Origin of the sequence: Pseudothermotoga thermarum DSM 5069, assembly GCF_000217815.1 — a bacterium.
Classification (GTDB): domain Bacteria; phylum Thermotogota; class Thermotogae; order Thermotogales; family DSM-5069; genus Pseudothermotoga; species Pseudothermotoga thermarum.
Genome location: NC_015707.1, coordinates 605,124 through 626,104, shown reverse-complemented (window position 1 = coordinate 626,104; position 20,981 = coordinate 605,124). Strand labels below are relative to the sequence as shown.

The 20,981-nt window shown below is 40.6% G+C and carries 16 protein-coding genes; 9 read left to right on the top strand and 7 right to left on the bottom strand.

What is annotated here, in order from left to right; translation table 11 throughout:
• Positions 1-329: 329 nt before the first annotated feature.
• Genes THETH_RS03115 through THETH_RS03090 form a run of 6 tightly spaced genes read right to left on the bottom strand, consistent with a single transcriptional unit; the run spans position 330 to position 8,160 of the window.
• Positions 330-1,577 (bottom strand): carbohydrate ABC transporter permease, encoded by a 1,248-nt coding sequence (locus tag THETH_RS03115; RefSeq protein WP_013931928.1) that lies wholly within the window; start codon positions 1,575-1,577, stop codon positions 330-332.
• A 14-nt stretch (positions 1,578-1,591) separates the two neighbouring features.
• Entirely contained in the window at positions 1,592-2,977 is a 1,386-nt protein-coding gene (hslU, locus tag THETH_RS03110; RefSeq protein ID WP_041446542.1) for an ATP-dependent protease ATPase subunit HslU, read from the bottom strand.
• Between the two features lie 14 nt (positions 2,978-2,991).
• Positions 2,992-3,522 (bottom strand): ATP-dependent protease subunit HslV, encoded by a 531-nt coding sequence (hslV, locus tag THETH_RS03105; RefSeq protein WP_013931926.1) that lies wholly within the window; start codon positions 3,520-3,522, stop codon positions 2,992-2,994.
• 32 nt (positions 3,523-3,554) lie between these two features.
• Positions 3,555-6,581: an O-antigen ligase family protein gene (locus tag THETH_RS03100; RefSeq protein ID WP_013931925.1), complete on the bottom strand. Its 3,027-nt coding sequence runs from the start codon at positions 6,579-6,581 to the stop codon at positions 3,555-3,557.
• Positions 6,578-7,477 carry a glycosyltransferase family 4 protein gene (locus THETH_RS03095; protein ID WP_013931924.1) on the bottom strand — a complete coding sequence of 300 codons (900 nt, stop codon included), beginning with the start codon at positions 7,475-7,477 and terminating at the stop codon, positions 6,578-6,580. The genes THETH_RS03100 and THETH_RS03095 overlap by 4 nt, the downstream gene beginning before the upstream one ends.
• A complete protein-coding gene (locus tag THETH_RS03090; RefSeq protein ID WP_245530541.1) occupies positions 7,474-8,160 on the bottom strand; it encodes a DUF554 domain-containing protein in 687 nt (228 codons plus the stop codon). The genes THETH_RS03095 and THETH_RS03090 overlap by 4 nt, the downstream gene beginning before the upstream one ends.
• A gap of 81 nt (positions 8,161-8,241) precedes the next feature.
• Between THETH_RS03090 and THETH_RS03085 the strand changes: the two genes are divergently transcribed.
• The 3 genes from THETH_RS03085 (at position 8,242) to infB (ending at position 12,515) form a co-directional block, all read left to right on the top strand.
• A complete protein-coding gene (locus THETH_RS03085) occupies positions 8,242-9,009 on the top strand; it encodes a type III pantothenate kinase (RefSeq protein WP_013931922.1) in 768 nt (255 codons plus the stop codon).
• Positions 8,991-10,379 carry a B12-binding domain-containing radical SAM protein gene (locus THETH_RS03080; protein ID WP_013931921.1) on the top strand — a complete coding sequence of 463 codons (1,389 nt, stop codon included), beginning with the start codon at positions 8,991-8,993 and terminating at the stop codon, positions 10,377-10,379. The genes THETH_RS03085 and THETH_RS03080 overlap by 19 nt, the downstream gene beginning before the upstream one ends.
• Before the next feature lie 81 nt (positions 10,380-10,460).
• Entirely contained in the window at positions 10,461-12,515 is a 2,055-nt protein-coding gene (gene infB, locus THETH_RS03075) for a translation initiation factor IF-2 (protein ID WP_013931920.1), read from the top strand.
• Here infB and THETH_RS03070 read toward each other — a convergent pair.
• Positions 12,509-12,910 (bottom strand): Fur family transcriptional regulator, encoded by a 402-nt coding sequence (locus THETH_RS03070; RefSeq protein WP_013931919.1) that lies wholly within the window; start codon positions 12,908-12,910, stop codon positions 12,509-12,511. The two genes, infB and THETH_RS03070, sit on opposite strands and share 7 nt — an antisense overlap.
• Positions 12,911-12,966: 56 nt before the next feature.
• Here THETH_RS03070 and THETH_RS03065 point away from each other — a divergent pair, with 56 nt between their 5' ends.
• The 6 genes from THETH_RS03065 to THETH_RS03040 are packed head-to-tail and all read left to right on the top strand — an operon-like array spanning position 12,967 to position 20,981.
• Positions 12,967-13,611 (top strand): N-glycosylase/DNA lyase, encoded by a 645-nt coding sequence (locus THETH_RS03065; protein ID WP_013931918.1) that lies wholly within the window; start codon positions 12,967-12,969, stop codon positions 13,609-13,611.
• Positions 13,612-13,626: 15 nt separating this feature from the next.
• Positions 13,627-15,042: a glutamate--tRNA ligase gene (gltX, locus tag THETH_RS03060; protein WP_013931917.1), complete on the top strand. Its 1,416-nt coding sequence runs from the start codon at positions 13,627-13,629 to the stop codon at positions 15,040-15,042.
• Between the two features lie 2 nt (positions 15,043-15,044).
• On the top strand, positions 15,045-16,439 hold the full coding sequence (gene cysS, locus THETH_RS03055) for a cysteine--tRNA ligase (RefSeq protein WP_013931916.1): 1,395 nt from the start codon (positions 15,045-15,047) through the stop codon (positions 16,437-16,439).
• 2 nt (positions 16,440-16,441) lie between these two features.
• Positions 16,442-17,713 carry a serine hydroxymethyltransferase gene (gene glyA, locus THETH_RS03050; RefSeq protein WP_013931915.1) on the top strand — a complete coding sequence of 424 codons (1,272 nt, stop codon included), beginning with the start codon at positions 16,442-16,444 and terminating at the stop codon, positions 17,711-17,713.
• Positions 17,714-17,739: 26 nt separating this feature from the next.
• Positions 17,740-19,626 (top strand): ATP-binding protein, encoded by a 1,887-nt coding sequence (locus THETH_RS03045; protein ID WP_013931914.1) that lies wholly within the window; start codon positions 17,740-17,742, stop codon positions 19,624-19,626.
• 5 nt (positions 19,627-19,631) lie between these two features.
• Positions 19,632-20,981, top strand: coding sequence for an amidohydrolase (locus THETH_RS03040; protein ID WP_041446373.1), 1,350 nt, complete (start codon positions 19,632-19,634; stop codon positions 20,979-20,981).

Below are 20,981 nucleotides of genomic sequence, written 5' to 3'. Positions count from 1 at the left end.
ATCAAAGTCCCTCTATAAACAGGATCATCGGTTATGACAATTGAAAGAACATTCTCTATTTGTTCAATGTTTTGCAAAGTCAAAGCTTCCCTCAGAGTGAGTCCGCGCCAGTCCAATCCACCAAGCGATCTACTGCTTACTCTGACTTTTACATTCCATTCTCTTGAAAAGTTTTTCGAACCCCATTGTGGTGGCCACTTTTCAACTTCGCTTCTAGTTTTGAAAGAAGTCGAAACCATCCATGCAAATGGTAGAAGCATGATTATCGCGCCTGCAGCCAGTAGAAGGTAGATCAAAATTCTCACAAACAGTTTTAGCATTCCATCACCTCATGAAACGTAATGAACAACTTTCTTTCCAGCCATAAATTGTATTGCCGTCAAGACAAGGACTATCGCGACCAATATGTAAGCTGCCGCACAAGCTATTCCCATTCTTTGTTGAACGTAAAAGCGATCGAACACGTAATAAACCATCGTCATACCGCTGTTGTTATATGGTCCAGGTAAACCTGAGTACAAAACATAAACCTCTGTGAAAACTTTGAACGAACTTATCATGGAAACGATCAAAAGGAAAAACGTAGTTGGAGAAAGCAAAGGCCAAGTTATGTAGAAAAATCTATGCCAAGCTTTGGCACCATCAACCTCTGCGGCTTCATAATAAGTTTTATCTATGTTCTGCAATCCCGCCAGGAAAATAACGGCATCATACCCAATGGTCCTCCATATCGAAACGATAGCAATCGTCGGTATCGTCCATTTTTCGTCCTTCAACCATGCAATCCTCTGGATATTCAAAAACGAAAGCAAATAATTCAACAAACCAAAATGGTCATCGAAAATCCATCTCCAAACCAACGAAATAGCCACAGATGATGTCACAAACGGGATGAAATAAATGGTGGTAAAAAGGGTTCTAAATTTCACGTTGCTGTTCAGCAAAATCGCCACAAACAACGACAAAGCCAAGGTAATTGGAACAGTCAACAAAACATAATACACGGTGTTGTATATGGCTTTGATGAAAACGTTGCGTTCTTTTCCTTCCAGCAAGAAATCCACCACTGTGTACACCCTATGATCATACATCAATGCCACTATAAAACCTATGAATGTAAAGCTCAAAATTCCAGCCAAATGTTTCAAGAAGAATTTGTTTTTGATGATTAGATAGATTGCCAATGCCAAAACAACAATTCCCAAGACGACTGCAAATCCTCCTTGTATAAAAAGAACTCCCATCAAAGATAGAATCAACAGCGCTAGGGTAATAGGCTTTTTTGTTCCAACCAATCCATAAATCGCAACCACTATTCCTAAACAAAGGATAAATATCAAACAAGTCGACAAAAGTGAATGAGCAAAGGAATGGCTCAGTGGTGTAAAGAAACGAAAAAGCTCTCTGTAATTTTCAAGTCCAGCGAAAACGGGATTTTTCATGTTTTTGAAATCCCACTTGAAAAAACTCAGCACAAAAGAAAAACCTATTGGCCAAAAAACAAAAATGCCAAGTATAACAAAAGACGGCAACAAAAACAAATAAGCCAACAGCGCCTCTCTGGTTCTTCTTTTCATAAAACCCTCCTAGACTACAGTATGTAAGAACTCAAATCCTCGTCTTTGATAATCTTCGAAAGTTTCGACTGAACGTAAGCAGCGTCAATGATGACTTTTTTCGTTGGTATGTCAGGCGCTTGGAACGATACATCCTCAAGAACTTTTTCAACAACGGTGTAAAGCCTTCTTGCACCAATGTTCTCAAGGCGCTGATTCAATTCGTATGCTATTTTGGCTATTTCTTCAACACCATCTGGGGTGAAAACAAGCTCAACGCCTTCCGTTGAAAGAAGGGCTTGGTATTGCTTGATGATAGCATTCTGCGGTTCTGTCAAGATTCTCACAAAGTCTTCTTTTGTTAATGGTGAAAGCTCGACTCTTATTGGAAAACGCCCTTGAAGCTCTGGAATCAAATCAGAAGGTCTACTCATGTGAAATGCACCTGAAGCTATGAAGAGAATGTAGTCGGTTCTCACAGGGCCGTATTTCGTCATGATAGTTGTACCTTCAACTATTGGAAGTAAATCTCTTTGAACACCTTGCCTTGAAACGTCTGGACCAGCACCGGTGGATTTGATGGCTATTTTGTCGATCTCATCGATGAAGATTATTCCCCTGTTTTGAGCTCTGTCGAGAGCTTCCTGAATTACTTTATCCATATCCAAGAGTTTTTCAGCTTCAATTGGAAGTAGAATCTTTCTGGCTTCCGAAACTGTTACTCTCTTCTTTTGACGAGTCTTTGGAAGTAAGTTCCCAAGCATGGAAGTTAAGTCTATTCCAAGATCCTCCAATTCCGCTGGTCCCATGACTCCAACGAAAGGCGCGGCTTCTTTTTCCACCTCAATTTCTATCATTTCGTTCTCAAGTTCACCAGCGCGAAGTTTTTGTCTCAACTCTTCCCTTTTCTGTCTTAGCAATTTCCTTTCCTCCGGAGATTGTTGCGAAGGTTGCGGACCAAATAAAGCCATTATACCAGTTGGCTGTGGTCTGCGTGATTCGGGAATGAGTGCATCGAGGATTCTTTCTTCAACCATTTGTTCCGCTTTTTCTTTAACTTCATCCATTTTCTCCTTCTTAACCATGTTGACGCTGATTTCTACAAGATCGCGTATCATGGATTCAACGTTTTTACCAACGTATCCAACCTCGGTGTAACGAGTTGCTTCAACTTTCAAAAACGGAGAACCTGAAAGCTGCGCCAACCTTCTTGCAATCTCAGTTTTACCCACACCAGTTGGACCTATCATCAAAATGTTTTTCGGAAGAACCTCTTTTCTCCATTCCTCAGGCAATTTTTGTCTTCTAATTCGGTTTCTAATGGCAATAGCAACCGCTTTTTTAGCGGCATACTGACCGATTATGTATCTATCAAGCTCTCTCACTATTTCCTGCGGCGAAAGTTCGTCAAAGTTTTTCACCATCTTCAATCCCCTCACAATTCCTCTATTATGATGTTTTTGTTTGTATAGATGCACATTTCACTTGCTATCTCCATAGATTTCTCAACTATAGTTCTTGCATCAAGATCTGTGTTTCTCAGCAGTGCTCTTGCGGCCGCCAAAGCGTAAGGAGCCCCAGAACCTATTGCGGCAACGTTGTCATCCGGCTGTATGACTTCACCGGTACCAGATATTATAAAGACGTTGTTTCTATCTGCAACGATCAACATGGCTTCAAGTCTTCTTAAAACTCTATCCATACGCCAGTCTTTCGCTAATTCAACAGCTGCTTTTGTCAAATTGCCTCCCCACTCTCTCAATTTTGCTTCAAATCTGTCGAAAAGTGCCATAGCATCTGCAACTGATCCCGCAAAACCTGCAAGAACCTGCCCATCGGCGATCTTTCTCACCTTTTTGGCACCGTGTTTTAAAACGATGTTGCCGTATGTAACCTGTCCATCGCCTGCCATTACGGTTTTACCATTTCTTGAAACAACCAATATTGTGGTCCCATGCCACTGCAAGCAAGCGCACCTCCTTTGTTTGTCTTTGGAAATCATTCAAAGTATTCAGCCAGCACATCGTAATAGCTGATGAATCTATTGATTCTTTCCCAAAGCAACAGATCAAAAGGAATGTTTTTAACAACTCCGCTCAAGTTTTCCTTAAACTTAGCCAAAGTTGTTTGGTCCGTAACAATTTTACCAGTTATTTCTTCAATATGTCGACGAATCTCATCGCTCAAATAATTTGACAGCAAAACTTTCTTTCGATGCTGACCATCTTTGATCAAGAAATTTACCTCATACCTTGCCACAATTTTCCAGTCCAACGAACTCAAAAGTCGACGTAGCTCTCCTTCCAACCTTTTTATAGACGTTTCAATTGTCAAAATTCGATTTTTATCAACTTTCAAATCATTCAAAATTTTCACCACACCATCCTTCACTTGGTCTATGTACTGTTCAACTGCTTTTTCTACCTGTATTTTTTGCAAGTCAACTTTCAAGCGTTCGTAACTACTTTTGTACATCCCCAAAACATTTTCAACAAACTCTTTGCCTCTTTTTTCATCCTCTCGCATAATTCTTCCTATTAGAACACAAATCGAATCGATTGCGCCATTTGGAACAGCCCAAACGCCTTTTTTCGCCATATTCTCACATGCCCAAATTTCTTTTTCTGCCACCCAAACGATGAACTCGTTGAGCCTTTTATCACCTGTGTCCTCGGCAGATTTTGCAACAACCCTGTATATGTCTTCCCCTGAAAATGCCCGTGCATAATCGATGTTTTTCCAATCTGGATATTTGTTCCATGCACCAGGAAGTTTTTCTATAGTTTTTCTGGCAAAGTTTTCGAATTCCAAGACAATTTGATCTTTAAGCTTTGAAAAATTGTTTCTGTCAAAAGGCATACCGTTTTCAACAAGTTTGCTTTCAAGTTGATCGAGTAAAATGTAAATCGCCGCGTATCTCATCGCCAAAGCTTTGTAGGTGTTTCTCTCGTTGAAAGATTTCAAAGATGTTTTAAACAAATCGCATGAATCAAGAGCCGCTTGAAGTAAAGCAATGGTTTCCGAATAGCTGGATGCAAACTCAGATAAAAACAGTAAATCAGCCGATCTGTAATCAGGAAAGATAACTTTCTGTATATCGTCAAAACGTTGCTCCAAAGGTAAGTAATTTCCAGATTCTAGTACTTTTTGAATTTTCTCTATCCTCGAAGATCTTAAAGCCAGTGAAGAAAGATAAAAGTGCGATTTTCCATAGGTGTGGTTGATCTTAACACTTTTTATAAAACGCTCTCTTGCCTTGTTTTCGTGTTCTAGGATCTTTTCATCGATTTCAACGATGTTTTTTCGAATGGTTTCTAAGCTTTTCTGCAAACTTGCCCTTATGTTTGCTATCTCCAAAAGCCTTTGCCTTTCTCCTTCGATTCCCTTCACCGGATAATTTTCCGGTCTCAACCTTGCAAACTCGCCGGAGAGAGATTCAAGCTCTTTAAACTTTTGAGCATACAACTTTTCGTATTCTTGCAGTTGAGACTTCTGCTTGGATAAAGCTTCAATCATTTTGAAGGAATACTCACCCCATTTGAAATTGTACTCGGACAGAAAGTAGTTCCAAGTGAAGTAGATGGAGAATATAACGACAAAAAATGCCAAAACAACTGCTGTAAATTTTTTAAATCCTGAAAGATCAACGTTTTTGGCAAGTACAAACCAGCGGTTGAAATATCTTCCAACAGCTACACTCGCGACAAAAATCGCAAGCAAAGCATTTGGCATCAACTGTCCTGGAAAGCTGAAGAAGCTTTGAACCATGAACGCGATGAAGGAACTAGAAAGAGAAAGGAAAAGGAAAAGATTATCTTTGGAAGTTTCCCTTCTCATATAGGCAAAGGCATAGAAAATTAGAGCGACAGCTAGCAAAATCACAGAAGAAAAGCCAAAAATTCCTGTTTCCCCTAAAACTTGCACATAGTCGTTGTGTGCTCTTTTGAAATTTTCCCAAGCGTAAAGGTACTTAGGCTTTTCCCTCATCACCTTCTCCATCATGTCGATGGCTTTTATTTGGTAAGTGCCTATCCCTGTTCCTATTACTTTGCTTTCCTTCCATTGTTCGACGGCAGCAAGCCAGGCAAGAATTCTTGTGTCAGCGTCCGCTGCTATCACTTCTGGAGTGAACCTAGGTGCTATCGCTTTACCCTGTGTCAGTGGATTGTTTGTTCCAAACAACCAAAAAACGACGAGAGAACAAATGGCAAGAAGAGCTGTTAGAATCCTTCTCAATCTTTTGTTAGATTGATTTTCTTTCTCATCGTCAACCTTTTTATTACGCGAGTAAGCAAAATACAAGATCCAAAAAGCAGCAAAGCTGAGAAACATCGCAATGTATTCAGATCTTGTTTGACAAAGCAGATCAACAGTAAGAAACAAAAGAAAGGCGACAAAGCAAAAGATTTTTGTTGTTAACTTAGCAATTTTGCCTTTGTTTTTCCAACCATAATCGTCCGCGAAGACAAAGTAAAAAGCTATCGGTAAAAGCATTGTCATGTAATTTGCAACAAAGATAGGATTCCCTATTGTGCCTAGTATGTTCATCTTTGAAAATCTTTGATCAAAGCGACCAAGAAAAATACTTCTACCCACGTAATAGGCAAGCAGGCTATCTATCGCAATGACTACCCCAGTTCCAACAAAAGTTAGCATTGCCTTTGTTATCGTTTCTTTGCTGAAAAATCTGTTGGAGATGTAAATCGACAAAATCACAGTAAGCAAAATGAAAAACGCAACATTTGTTGAATAGAGCACATAATAACTGTTTTCGAGAAGAACATAAACGATGGAAACAAACGATGCCACAGCGAAAAGAAGCCAGGACAAGTTTGCAAAGGAGATATAAATATCAAGTTTTTTTCTTTTGATCAACTTTGGAAGAAGTATAAGCAACATGATTCCAAAGATAGTGGCCAATGCCGCGTATTTTGGAACGCTGAATTCGTAAGTGAACTTTTTCCCAGCAAGCAGTGCGACAACAATTATCATCAGGTGAAAGAAAATTTCTTCAACCTTTGTCATTTAAAAACCTCCTTTTCATCGTAGAAAAACAATCTCAAGTAAGCAACTAGCAAGATCGACAAAACTGCTGCCAGAAGTACCCCAAACCTTGTATAACTTGCCACACCATAAACAACAGTTAAGAACCCCAAAGCAAGTATCACTTTGCGTTTTCTAACAACCGGTGTTCCTGCAAATCTTCTAAAAAGTTTGTGATGAACATGATCCAAATCACCTTTGAAGGGAGATTTGTGATGAGAAATTCTTCTAATCACAGCAGAAAGCAAATCCAACAAAGGTAGAAAAAACAGCAAAACAGGTTTCAAATCAAAAGGATTATCCATTCTACCAACGATCATGTAAGAAACAAAAGCACCGAGCAAATATGTTCCCGCATCGCCCATGTGAACCTTTGTTGGAGGAAAGTTGAAAACTAAATAACCAAGCAAGGCTCCAACAAAAGCCAAACCAATCTTTCCAAAATTGCCGAGCAATATGCCCAGGCTCACAACTACGGCGCACGCACCATCAAGCCCATCGGACATGTTTACCGCGTTGATAATTGCAACAGTTAAAATGACGTTGAACAAAAAGCTGAGAAAATCTTTGGAAAATCTCAACACAAGCAAAGCTGCAAGAAAAAATTCTATTGTCAATCTAAACTGCCAGCTCAGCTTTTTGATGTCATCCGCAAGACCTAGCAGCATGAAACCTGTCAAAATGAACAACAAAATCAAATTCTTCAAAAAAGGCAAAACTGAGAGGTACAGAGCCACACCACCTAGATAAGGTACAACCTTACCGTGATTTTTAAGATGGTTGTCCGGTCTATCAACTATTCCAAATTTCAAAGCGATTTTCGAAAGCAAAGGTGTGAATAAAACTGATAAAATGAAGGATACAAAGAATTCCTTCACAGTTTAAACACCCGCGCCAAATAATCAAATAATGGAGAAAAGGCTAAGGCTGGAAGAAGATTACCAGTTTTCACATCTTTCAACTCAAGCAACCTTATACCTATCGCCACTACTATCAATCCTCCAACACCTGTTAGGTTTGAAAGATAAGCACTTTCAGTTAAAAAACCTAGCTTTGACGCGAACAAGACCAAACTTCCCTGAACGACAAAAACTGCCAGCGCGGAGAACAAAACGCCAAGTCCATAAAGCGATGCTAACACAATTGAAGAAATGAAATCCAAAGTTGATTTGACGTATATCAAAGTCCCATCGTTTATCAACCCAGCTTGTATCGAGCCAATTATGGTCATCGGACCCACCAAAAACAAAGTCGATGCCGCGACAAAACCTGCCGAAAATTTCTTTGGATCTTTTGAAAATCTTCCAATTGAAGCTATCTTATCCTCCAACTTCACAAGCTCCCCAACCAAAGCACCTGAAGCTAATGCGAGCAACACTACGATGAAGCTCGAGGTGCTTAGAGTCATTTTCACACCTATGCCAACTGTGGTAAGACCAACCGCTTGAAACAAAATAGAACGAAACCTGTCAGGAATGGATTTTCCAATCAAGATACCTATGGTAGAACCGGCCACCACCGTCAAAGTGTTCACGAATACCGAAGGATGTATAAAGCCCACCTCCTTTGAATTATTATAAGTGATTAAAACCATGTGCTAGAATATTTCTGAAGTTTTTTTGAAAAACACGGAGGTGTCTTTGTGGTTCTTCTGATAGACGTTGGAAACACGAACGTTGTCTTTGGGCTCACGAAAGATGGAAATAACTTTGAAACATGGAGATTGGCAACCCAAAAGTTCGGTACTGAAGACGAACTTTTCGTTATGATTTCAAATCTTTTGCTTCACACTGGAATAAAAATGGACAAGGTAAAAGCAGTTGTTATATCTTCAGTTGTGCCGGCTTTGAATTACGTTTTTCAAAAATTTGTTGAAAAATACCTGAAAGTTGAACATCATTGGGTTGAAGCTTGTGATGGACTTGGAGTGGTTTGGAACGTGAAAAATCCCTCAGAAATCGGTGCAGATAGAGTTGCAAATGTTTTGGCGGTTGTTGACGAAACCAAGGATGCGATAGTTGTCGACGTTGGTACTGCGATAACAATCGACGTGCTGAAGTCTGGTTGCTACGAAGGTGGCGCCATATTACCAGGCTTGGCAACGGCAGCATATTCTCTATTTGAAAAAACGGCAAAACTTCCTCAAGTTGATCTTTACTCTCCCGTTGACATTCTTGGAAAAGACACCGTTGAAAATATCAGGATCGGAATAGTCAAAGGAACGGCTCACGCGATAAACGGTTTGGTCAAAGATATTTTAAAGATTTACATCAATCCCCCTGTGGTGTATTTAACTGGTGGACAAAGTGTAATTTTGGAAAAATTCGTTGAACATCACAAGTTGTTACCCGACCTAACACTGAGGGGGATGTACAATTACTGGCTTAAAAAATGCGCATCCTGCTCGTAAACCCGTGGATTTGTGATGTTGCCGCCTACGACTTTTGGCTCAAACCCATAGGGTTGTTGTACGTTGGAGCCGCACTAAAAACCTTTGGAATAGATGTGGAGCTGGTAGATTTGCTTAACCGCCACGATCCAGATCTTGCAAAATTTTGCAAACCAAAAGGCGACAAAAGATATGGTACAGGCAAATTCTTTACCGTTGAAGTCCAAAAACCCGCTATTTTGAAAAACATCCCAAGACGCTACAAAAGATACGGTGCTCCAGTTGAATATTTCGAGTGGCGCTTGAAAAATATTCAAGAACCCGACGCAATATTCGTGACCTCAACGATGACGTACTGGTGGCCAGGTGTTAAGGAAACCATAGATGTTCTTAAAAAATTTTTCCCAAAAACACCGGTAGTTCTGGGTGGACTGTACGCGAGGCTGTATCAAAACCATGCAAAAGCTCATATCAAAGCAGATGTTATCTTTAGCCAAGATCTGAGAGGTTTACCTTCGCTTTTGCAAGAACTGCTTGAAAAAGAGGTGAAATGTGATTTCGATCTTTCAAAGTGGTTTGAAATCTTCGATCCAGCCTACGAACTGTACAACAAGGTTGGTTATTTGGTTTTTCTGACCTCTTTGGGCTGTCCATTCAGTTGTTCTTATTGTTTATCACCGAAGCTGTGGGAAAAATTCGTACAAAGAGACCCTGTAAGAGTGGTTGAAATGATTGAAAAATACATTGAGATTTTCAAAGTGAAAGACATCGTGTTCTTTGACGACGCAATCTTGGTAAACAAAGAAAATCATTTCAAACCGCTTTTGAGACTTCTGATATCCAAAAACTTTCAAGTAAATTATCACTTACCGAACGGAATACACGCGCGATTGTTGGATGAGGAAACAGCTTTACTCATGAAGGAAGCAGGCTTTAAAACCATTAAACTTGGATATGAAACCTCAGGCTTTTTGCAGAAGAAAACCGGTGGCAAAGTTTTCGACGAAGACTTGAAAAGAGCGGTAGAAATTCTCCTTAAAACAGGGCATGATCCCTCAAACATCCAAGCTTACGTCATGGTGAACATGCCATTCCAAAAGCCAGAGGATGTTGTCAATGCCATCAAATTTTGCAAATCTCTCGGCATTTCCGTTTCGGTGAACGAATACACGCCTATACCTTTCACAAAAGATTGGTACGAACTGGTTGAACTTGGCTGGTTACAACCAGATCTAGATCCGATTTTACTCAACAACAGCTTGATCCCATATTGGTGGAAACACGGAATGGATGCGCAAACTGTTCAAAAGTTAAAGCAGTTGGCAAGAAATATTTACGAAAAAGACGATAATTCGCTCACATCGATGATGATCAAGAAATCGATTAATTGACCGCAAAATCCCCCTGTTCCCTTCAAACTGAAAAGCGTGTAAAATATAAAAAGTGGTGACATTTCAAAGGAGTGTGATCAAATGCCGCGACTTAGAGTGGACGAACTTGCCAAAAAACTCAACATGCCACCCGAGGAAGTTCTTCAAGAGCTTCAAGAACTTGGGCTTGAGGTTAAAAGTACCTCAAGCTATATTGATGAAGAAACAGTATCGTTGATTCTTGAAATATTTGAAGACGAAACAACCAGTGGAAAAGGACCAAAAACAAAGAAGGTCAAAGAAGAAAAGGAACAAGAATACAGAGAAGAGATTCTAATTAAACCAGAAGATCTGGTTTTGAAAACCTTTGCCGCAAAGATAGGAGTACCTGTCAACAGGATAATACAAGATATGTTTGTCAAGGGAATAGCTTTGAACCCTAACCAGCGCATAGATGAAAAACAAGCGAAAGAAATAGCCAGAATGTATGGTTATCGCGTGAGGTTTGAACAAGAACAGTTGGAAGATAAGGAAACAAGCGTTGGTGAAAGCAAACTGGAGAAAATCGAAAAATATTTTGAGCAATTGTATATCACCAAAAAGAATGAACTTGTGACCAGACCACCAGTCGTCACGGTGATGGGACACGTTGACCATGGTAAAACTACATTGCTGGACAAAATAAGAAAAACTAGGATAGCCGAACAAGAAGTTGGAGGAATAACGCAATCGATAGGTGCATATCAAGTTGAATATGCTGGCAAAAAGATAACGTTCATCGACACCCCTGGTCACGAGCTTTTCACGGAAATGCGTGCAAAAGGAGTTCAAGTTACCGACATCGTGGTTTTGGTTGTGGCAGCCGACGATGGCGTTATGCCTCAAACCATAGAAGCTTACAACCACGCAAAAGCTGCCAACGTTCCAGTGATAGTCGCGATAAATAAAATTGATAAACCAAACGCCAATGTTGAAGCAACCAAACAACAACTTGTGACAAAACTCAACCTTATACCCGAAGATTGGGGTGGAGACACGATCGTCGTTCCCATTTCTGCACGAACAGGACAGGGAATCGATCAACTTTTGGAAATGATACTCCTTCTTGCGGAAATAAAGGAAATAAAATGTTATCCAAAAGGACCGGCTAGAGCGGCAATCATTGAGTCAAAGGTCGATCGAGCTCTCGGACCAGTGGCAAACGCCATAGTAAAAGATGGGATCTTAAATGTGGGTGATTACATTGTAGCAGGACCTGTGTACTGCAAAGTCAGAGCTCTCATAGACGATAAAGGAAGAAGGATAAAGAGTGCCGAACCATCCCAACCGGTGATGATCGTTGGATTTGAGGAGCTTCCCGATATAAGGTACACCATTTACGCAGTTGAAAGTCTAGAGCTTGCTCAAGAAATTGCCCAAGAGGTAAAGGAAAAACTCGAAAAAGAAAAACCAAGTAAGAGGAAGATCAGTTTAGAAGAACTGTTGAAGATAATGGAAGAATCAGAGAAGAAAGAGTTGAACATCGTCTTGAAAGCCGATACCGTCGGATCGTTGAACGCAGTCCAAAACGCCGTTCTTTCCCTAAAAAGTTCTGTTCAGGAAATAAAAGTGAATGTCGTTCACGCAGGTGTTGGAACGATAAACACAGGAGACGTAATGCTTGCATCAGCAAGCGATGGCATGGTGATTGGTTTTAGAGTAAAAGTTGATTCGCAAGCCAGAAAAGTAGCAGAATCAGAAGGTGTTGAGATAAGAACTTACGAGATCATATACGATTTGATCGACAATCTAAAACGCGCTTTGGAGGGGATGCTGCAGCCTGAGTACGTCGAAGAATTAGTTGGACGCGGAGAGATAAAGAAAGTTTTCAAAATAAAGAAAGTTGGAAACGTTGCTGGAGTCCAAATGATTGAAGGATATGTTACAAGGGATAGCGTTGTTAAGGTTTACAGAAATGGTGTTCTTTTGCTCAGCGACCAAATAGAGTCCTTGAAACATTACAAACAAGATGTGTCGAGGATAGATGCGCCACAGGAATGCGGTATAAAACTGAAAACCAGGGAAGATTTCCAAGAAGGCGACGAACTGGAATTTTATGTGATCAAACAGGTTCCTCGCAAATTGGAAAACGTCACAACTTCACCTGGAAATCAGTGATATTGCAAACAATCTTTACAGATACCGTAAACGATGAGCTCGCTTCTTAAAACTCGACCAGGTGCATTTTCAATTCGAACGTTATGGTCTATATCGTAAATTTGTCCACAAACGGTGCAAACGAAATGTCCATGGTCGGAAACGTTGAAATCGTAGACAACCTTCGATTCGTCTAAGGCAATTTTTTTCACATAACCGAGCTTTTCCAAGCTGTGAAGGGTGTTGTAAACCGTTGTAAAGGATATGTTACCCACTTTTGCCAAAACATACTCGTAGATCTGTTGAGCGGTTGGATGAATTCGATAGGTATCCAAATATCTGACTATTTCAACTCGTTGAGGTGTAACCTTCAAACCATGAGTCTTCAAAATAGCTGTAATCTCTGCAGTCGTCACGATAACCACTCCGTCTTTTCATACTTCATGTACATTATACCAAATTTGGATCTATAATGAAATTGGAGGCGATTCAAATTCGCTTGTTGGAAGATTTAAAAAGAATAAAGGAAGAAGCAAGACCACTGGTTGAAAAAAGGTTTTCAGAGTTTAAAAATTTGGGAGAAAATGGAACTGATGCAGATCTTTTCTCGGAACTTTGCTTTTGTGTTTTAACCGCAAATTGGAGCGCACAAGGTGGTATTAAAGCTCAGCAAGTGATCGGACCAGAAGGGTTTTTGAATTTGACAGAAGCCGAACTTGAGCAACTTTTGACAAAACTCGGGCACAGGTATCCAAAGGCAAGAGCAAGTTACATAGTCAAAAACAGACCACTTGCCGAAAAGTTAAGGGAAGTTATACGCTGGGAGCCTTTTGCTGCAAGGTATTGGCTAGTACAAAACGCTTGGGGTATAGGTTACAAAGAAGCCAGCCATTTCTTGAGAAACGTTGGGGTGGATTGTTTGGCAATACTGGACCGACATGTGTTGAAGACAATGCTCGAGTATGGACTGGTGAATTCTTTACCCAAAAGTTTGACGAGAAAAAACTATCTTTTTCTTGAAGGTATACTCAAAGATGTTGCAGATCAATTCGGTGAACCACTTGGCAAGTTCGACCTTTATCTTTGGTACCTTCTGAAGGGAAAGGTTGAAAAATAACTAGGAGGTGTTTGAATGGTAAGGGTGAGATTTGCCCCAAGCCCTACTGGTTATCTTCACGTTGGTGGTGCCAGAACTGCTCTTTTCAATTATTTGTTTGCAAGGCATCACAACGGTTCATTCATTTTGAGAATAGAAGACACTGATTTGGCGAGATCGGAAAGGATATTCGAAGAAAACCTCATGAAAACTCTTCGGTGGCTTGGATTACACTGGGATGAAGGACCAGATATTGGTGGTAAATACGGACCATACAGGCAAAGCGAACGTTTGCATATATACGCTGAATACGCAGAAAAACTTGTCAAATTTGACAAAGCTTACAGAGTTTACGCTTATCCTGAAGAAATAGAAAAAATCCGCGAGGATCTGCTTTCAAAAGGTTTACCACCTCACTACACTCGCGAAATGTTCGAACCTTTTGCTACAAGAGAAAGGATAAGAGAGTACGAGGAAAAAGGTTTAAAACCAGCGATCTACTTTGCCATGCCAAGGGAAAAAATCGTTCATCACGATTTAGTCAAAGGTGAGGTTGTTTTCAGCGAAGGATCGGTTGGAGATTTCGCAATACTTAGAAGCAACGGAGTACCAACTTACAACTTTGCATGCGTGGTCGATGACATGCTCATGGAAATCACCCATGTGATAAGAGGTGATGACCATCTTCCAAACACACTGAAGCAGCTGGCGATTTACAAGGCCTTTGGCGTAAATCCCCCACTCATGGGACATGTCTCGATGATACTTGGACCAGATGGAAAAAAGTTAAGTAAACGTCATGGTGCAACCTCCATCGAAGAGTTCATGGAAAGAGGTTATTTGCCTGAAGCTGTGGTAAATTACCTCGCGTTGCTTGGTTGGTCTTCACCGGATGGAAAAGAGATAATGTCCATGGAAGAAATGATAAGCAAATTCAGTTTGGAAAGAGTGAGCAAAAACCCGGCGATCTTCGATCCCGCTAAGTTGACTTGGATGAATTCTCAGTACATAAAAGCAACCGACAGCAAACGTCTCGTGGAACTTTTGAAACCGTTTTTGAAAAAGTGGAACATAGAGGTTGAAGACAAAAATTGGCTTGAAAGAGTCGTTGAGGTTGAAAAAGAACGAATGCACACCTTGGAAGATTTTCTCACAAACGCTGATTATTTCTTCAAAGCCCCAAAGGTAGAAGTGCAAATTCCAGAAGACATAAAAAAGGCTCTGGAAAAATGCGCCCAAGAATTATCTAACAATGCAAAAGCCAGCAGGGAAGAGTTGGTTGAAATATTTAGAAAAGTCGTCAAAGAAAGCAATGTTAAACCGAAAGATTTCTACCAAACTTTGCGCCTGGTACTCACAGGAAAACAAGGAGGACCAGAGCTTTTGGATATAGTTCTTCTACTTGGAATCGAAGAGGTTGTAAGAAGGATCGAAGCAAGCTTGGGGGTGTGAGGATGTACATAAGAAACACACTGAGCGGTCAACTTGAAAAATTCCAGCCAAATGAACCAGGTGTTGTAAAGATGTACGTATGCGGTCCCACAGTCTACGGATTAATCCACGTTGGAAACGCCAGACCTGTTGTAGTTTTCGATGCCTTCAGAAGATTTCTTGAGTACAGAGGGTACAGAGTCATCTTGGTTCAAAATTTTACCGATATAGACGACAAAATAATAAACAGGGCAAAAGAGTGGGGAGTTGATTTTTCAGATGTTGCCAACACTTTCATTGCAGAGTATTGGAGAGATATAACGGCGCTAGGGGTACGCGCACCAAACTTTGCCCCGAAAACTTCCGACTTTATCCCCGACATGATAGAAGCCATAAAAAAGTTGATAGAAAAAGGTTATGCCTACGTTTCAGACGGGGATGTTTACTTTGACGTTCAAAAGTTCCCACGCTACGGAGAGCTTTCGCATCGTTCCATCGAGGAAATGCTTGTTGGAGCAAGAGTTGATCCAAGTGAAAAGAAACGAAATCCTGTGGATTTTGCACTTTGGAAGGCCGCAAAACCAGGAGAACCAAGTTGGGATAGTCCTTGGGGCAAAGGTAGACCAGGTTGGCACATAGAATGCTCTGTAATGTCGACAAAGCTTCTTGGATCAACACTCGACATTCACGCAGGCGGAGAAGACTTGATCTTTCCACACCATGAAAACGAAAAAGCTCAAAGCGAAGCTCTAACTGGTGAAAGGTTCGTAAAATATTGGATGCACAACGGAATGATAAGAATGACTGGCGATAAAATGAGTAAATCCGTTGGAAATGTCTTTCTTTTGAGAAATGCGATAAAAAAATTTGGAGCAGATGCTTTAAAACTATTTTTCCTGTCAAAGCATTACAGAAGTCCGATAGATTTCTTGGAAGAAACCTTGGAAGCAAACGTCAAAGCAGCTAGACGCGTAAGAGAAGCTTTTGAAAAATTTGAAAGTAAATTTCCAGAAGTTCGAATACCAAAAAACGATCAATGGATGAACGATACAAGAGCTGCCTTTGTGGAAGCTTTGGAAAATGATTTCAACACACCTGCTGCGCTGGCTTTGATCTTCGATCTTGTCAACGAGTTGAACAAAGCAATGGACGAAGGCAACGAAGAAAAAGCTTTGAAGGTATACCACCTTTTAAGAAGAGAGTTTTGCCCAACGCTTGGGTTATTTGAGTTACCTTCTCAACCTAGAAGCGACGATGTTACAGAAGCATTGATAAAAACTGTCATAGACATCAGATCAGAGTTGAGGGCAAACAAAATGTATCAATTGGCAGATTTAATCAGGCAAAAGCTGAGTGAAATCAAAATTGAATTAAGGGATACCCCATCGGGTACAACGTACACGTTCAAGGAGGGATGAGAATGTGGGAGTACGTTAAACAAACGGATCCAGAAATTTATGAAGCTTTGGTGGGTGAACTCAACAGACAAAGAAATAATTTGGAGTTGATAGCATCGGAAAACTTCGCTTCGCTGGCAGTCATCCAAGCGATGGGAAGTGTGTTGACCAACAAGTACGCCGAGGGATACCCTGGAAGAAGGTACTACGGCGGATGCGAATGGGTAGATAAAGTCGAAGAAATAGCGCAAGAAAGGGCAAAAGCGTTGTTCAAAGTTAAGTATGCAAACGTCCAACCACACTCAGGCTCCCAGGCGAATATGGCAGCTTACCTGGCGGTTGCAGAACCTGGGGACGTGCTAATGGGAATGAGTTTATCTCACGGTGGGCATTTAACACATGGAGCCAGTGTGAACTTTTCTGGGAAACTTTTCAAAGTTGTTCAATATGGTGTTGATCCAAAAACAGAGTTGATAGACTACGATGCGGTTAGAAGGTTGGCGCTCGAGTATAAACCAAAAATCATCGTTGCAGGTGGAAGTGCATATCCAAGGATAATAGATTTTAAAAGGTTCAGAGAAATTGCTGATGAAGTTGGTGCGTACTTGATAGTTGATATGGCTCACTTCGCTGGGCTTGTGGCAGCTGGTTTGTACCCAAATCCAGCTGAATACGCCCACATCGTGACTTCCACAACCCATAAAACCTTGAGAGGACCAAGGGCTGGATTGATCTTGACGAACGATCCAGAAATATACAAAAACATCAACAAAACCGTTTTCCCAGGCATCCAAGGTGGACCTTTGATGCATGTTATAGCCGCAAAAGCTGTTTGCTTCAAAGAGGCAATGAAACCTGAATTTGCCGAATATCAAAGACAAGTTGTTAAGAACGCAAAAGTACTTGCGCAAAAGCTTTCGGAACTTGGTTTAAGGATTGTCTCTGGTGGAACTGATACACATCTAATGCTAGTCGATTTAACTCCTATAAATGTAACTGGAAAAGCAGCTGAAAAAGCCCTTGAAAAGTGCGGTATCACGGTTAACAAAAACACTATACCAAACGAAACCCGCCCACCGTTCATCGCAAGTGGAATACGAATTGGTACACCAGCTGTGACAACTCGTGGAATGAAAGAAGAACAAATGGAAGAAATCGCAACATTGATTCACCGTGTTCTCACAAATGTTTTAGACGAAGAAGGTAATGTCCCAGAAAATGTGCAACAGGAAGTTATCAGTCGTGTTAAAGAGTTGTGCAACCAGTTCCCGTTGTATCCACAGATAATAGTTTGAGATTATCGGCGGAGGGGGGCCGTCTTTTGAAAAGAATAGGCGTTGTAACTGGAAGTAATACTTCCAGTCCATATGTTTTCTACGTAAGACTCGAACACGAAAATAACAAACCAGTTTATATGCCACAAATAGATGATGTTGTGAAAGTCATCTTTGAATACAAACCTCATGGTGAAATCGTGTACTACGGTGTGATAACCCAATTGAATGCAAAATGGGACTTTGGCCCAATGTCTGGTTATGAAGAAGATGTGGCTTTGAAAGGCCTTGCACCGGCTTTTGGGTACTATCTGGCCACTGTTATCACCACAAGGATGCTTTTAAAACGTGAAAATGACTACATCGATCAGGATGCACCGCAAGTACCCCCTCCGCCTGGAACACCGGTTTTTCTTGCCGCAGGAGAAGAGATGAACACAGCGCTTGGTTTTGACGAACTTGTAAAAGAAAATTTGGCAGTTCCAGTTGGAATAATGCGAAACGGTAGCGTTGCATATTTAGATGTTCGTTATATCCTTGGTGAAAACGGTGCACACATAAATATTTCAGGTCAATCAGGTGTCGCAGCCAAAACTTCTTACGCAACGTTCTTGATGAAATCGTTTTTGGATACGGGCAAAAGACTTTCAAAATACAATCCTTTGATGAAATATCTTGAAAACTCGCGTTTTATAGTCTTCAACGTCAAAGGCGAAGGACTGATGTTCTTGGACAAATGGTCGAAGGATTGGAAGAACAACGAATCAAATGAGTCTGGAAGACGATGGAAGGAAATGTATGAAAAGCTTAAGATAAAGCCTGAACCGTTTGAAAAGGTTTTATTCTACTTTCCAAGAAAACAAAGGAATATCGATGAACCCTGGTCATTCAAAAGGATTCCAGAACCAGGAAAAGTTTTCACTTACGGTTGGGATGCCATAGATATAATTCGGATGAATCTGCTTGAACTCATGTTCGATCAAGATGAGCTCGAGGCAAATCAAAACCTGCAACTTGCCGTGACGACTTTGCAGGAAATTTTGCAAGAAAAACTTGAAAAAGCCTTTGAAATGGCTAAAAAATTTCTGGAAGATGATGGAGAAAAAGTTCCACCTTCAATGGATCCAACCATTGTACTACGAAAAGCCATGAGCAGGGGATTAGATGTGAAATTGTATGCGAATTTACCCGATGGCATTGATGATTTAATTGAAATGGTAAAAAACGATCAAGAAGTCCAAAACAAGATCTATAGCGAGGTTGGAAGTAAAGCCACAGTTTCAGCAATGATAAGAAGACTGAAGGCAGCGAAAAACATAGGTATGGACCTTGTGTGGATACCAATGCACTTTAGTTTGAATTCACAAAATTTCGAATCTCACAACATGCTGTGGGATAAACCAGGACAAGTAACGGTGTTCGATATTTCAAAGCTTAGGCCACGTGTTCAAACTTTTGTGGTGGGAGCAACGTTGGTTGAGATTTTGAAATCCAGGGAAGAGAAATCCAATCAAGATCCTGTTTTCATATTCTTGGACGAGTTAAACAAGTACGCTCCAAGACACGGCGGTGGACCTTTGAAAAACATCTTTCGAGATATTGCGGAACGAGGAAGGTCTTTCAGAATAATCCTCATCGGTGCAGAACAAACTGCTTCTGAAGTCGACTACAGGGTTATCACACAGTCTTCGACAACTGTTGTAGGCAGGCAAAAGGCAGTTGAACTTGAAAAGCCAGAATATGGACATTTAACTTTAGAGCAAAAACAACGTGCAGCTTTACTTCAACAAGGAGAAGTCATCGTTGATCAACCATTCCTTAGACTCCCGATCACTGTCAAATTCCCTCTTCCAGCCTGGTGTACCAGGGAGGATGGAGCTTTTTCTTACAGCGAAGAAGAACGAGAAGAAACCAAGGCAAAACTTTTTGGGTGATGAAGATGATCTTCAAAAACGCTTTGATTTACAAAGAAGGACAATTTGAAAAAAGTGACTTTTTTGTTGAAAACGGCATGTTTGTTGAAAGACCAAGTGAATCTTCGAAGAAAAATCTACAGGGATTCTACGTCATGCCAGGTTATATAGATTCCCATGCACACATAATTGGTGTTGGTAAGAAGTATCTTCAGCTAAATCTTGAAAACGTCAAAAGCCAAGAAGAAATGTATGAACTCATAAGCAAGTGCAATGCTTCTGTTGTCGTTGGCAGAGGTTGGAGTGAGGAAAAACTGAAAGGTTGCCCAGACAAGAGAATGTTGGACAAGTTTGACAAACCGGTGATACTGATAAGAAGATGTGGACATGTGGCTATAGTCAATAAAAAAGCTATGGAAATAGCCGGGATTCAAAAAGAAGATGGCATCTTCAAAGAAGAAGAGCTGGAAATTCTCAAATCAAAATTTCCCGATGAAAATTACGAACAATACTTTCAAGTTGGACAAAATGCCTTTCTTTCAAAAGGAGTGACTTTTGTTCATTCTGATGATCTTCATGGGATCAGCTGGGAAAACCTTAAGAAAGTTCTTTTGGGCTCCAAAATAAGGATTTTTGAAAAGCTTTATCTTCCAAACGTAGATCAACTGGAAAACTTCAACGAATTTGGAAGGTTAACAGAAAGGGTTTTCGTAGGTGGTGTCAAACTTTTTGCCGACGGATCTTTGGGAGGAAAAACGGCGTATTTGAGCAAACCGTATCCAAACAGCCATGGTTATCGAGGAACCAAATTAATCGACGAAGATAAGCTAAGACAATATGCGGAACTTTGCAAAGAGAAAAGGATCCAACTCTGCGTTCATGCGATAGGAGATGCGGCTGTTAGCGAAGTAGCTAACGTTTTCAAGGATTTCCCCAACAATCGAATCATCCATGTTCAGCTGATAAAAAAAGAAGACCTTGAAAAACTCAGAGAAACTTATATTTCAATACAACCGCACTTTGCTTTCGAAGATGATGAGATAAAAAAATCACACATTCCACAAGATCTCGATGCTTTAACATACCCATTCATCGAGATGTTCAAAATGGGCCTTAAGATAGGTTTTTCAAGCGATGCGCCAGTTTCACCAGAAGACCCAAAGTACGTCATCGAAGCTGCTTTAAAATTGGGATTTTCACCAAAAGAATGCGTGGACCTTTACACAACCGCTAACGCTCAAATGGTGAAAATTCCTTTGGGAAAAATCGAACCTGGTTATATGGCGGATTTTGCAATTTACGAAAGAAATCCAATGAAATTCGAAGACGACCCAGTGGCAGTTTACGTTGCGGGAGAACTCGTTTGGGAAAAATAA

What these genes read in the sequence shown, in the direction of transcription:
- infB (WP_013931920.1), top strand. Translation starts at nt 10,461, where the DNA reads ATGCCGCGACTTAGAGTGGACGAACTTGCCAAAAAACTCAACATGCCA.
- THETH_RS03065 (WP_013931918.1), top strand. Translation starts at nt 12,967, where the DNA reads ATGAAATTGGAGGCGATTCAAATTCGCTTGTTGGAAGATTTAAAAAGA.
- gltX (WP_013931917.1), top strand. Translation starts at nt 13,627, where the DNA reads ATGGTAAGGGTGAGATTTGCCCCAAGCCCTACTGGTTATCTTCACGTT.
- THETH_RS03080 (WP_013931921.1), top strand. Translation starts at nt 8,991, where the DNA reads ATGCGCATCCTGCTCGTAAACCCGTGGATTTGTGATGTTGCCGCCTAC.
- THETH_RS03100 (WP_013931925.1), bottom strand. Translation starts at nt 6,581, where the DNA reads ATGACAAAGGTTGAAGAAATTTTCTTTCACCTGATGATAATTGTTGTC.
- glyA (WP_013931915.1), top strand. Translation starts at nt 16,442, where the DNA reads ATGTGGGAGTACGTTAAACAAACGGATCCAGAAATTTATGAAGCTTTG.
- cysS (WP_013931916.1), top strand. Translation starts at nt 15,045, where the DNA reads ATGTACATAAGAAACACACTGAGCGGTCAACTTGAAAAATTCCAGCCA.
- THETH_RS03040 (WP_041446373.1), top strand. Translation starts at nt 19,632, where the DNA reads ATGATCTTCAAAAACGCTTTGATTTACAAAGAAGGACAATTTGAAAAA.
- THETH_RS03115 (WP_013931928.1), bottom strand. Translation starts at nt 1,577, where the DNA reads ATGAAAAGAAGAACCAGAGAGGCGCTGTTGGCTTATTTGTTTTTGTTG.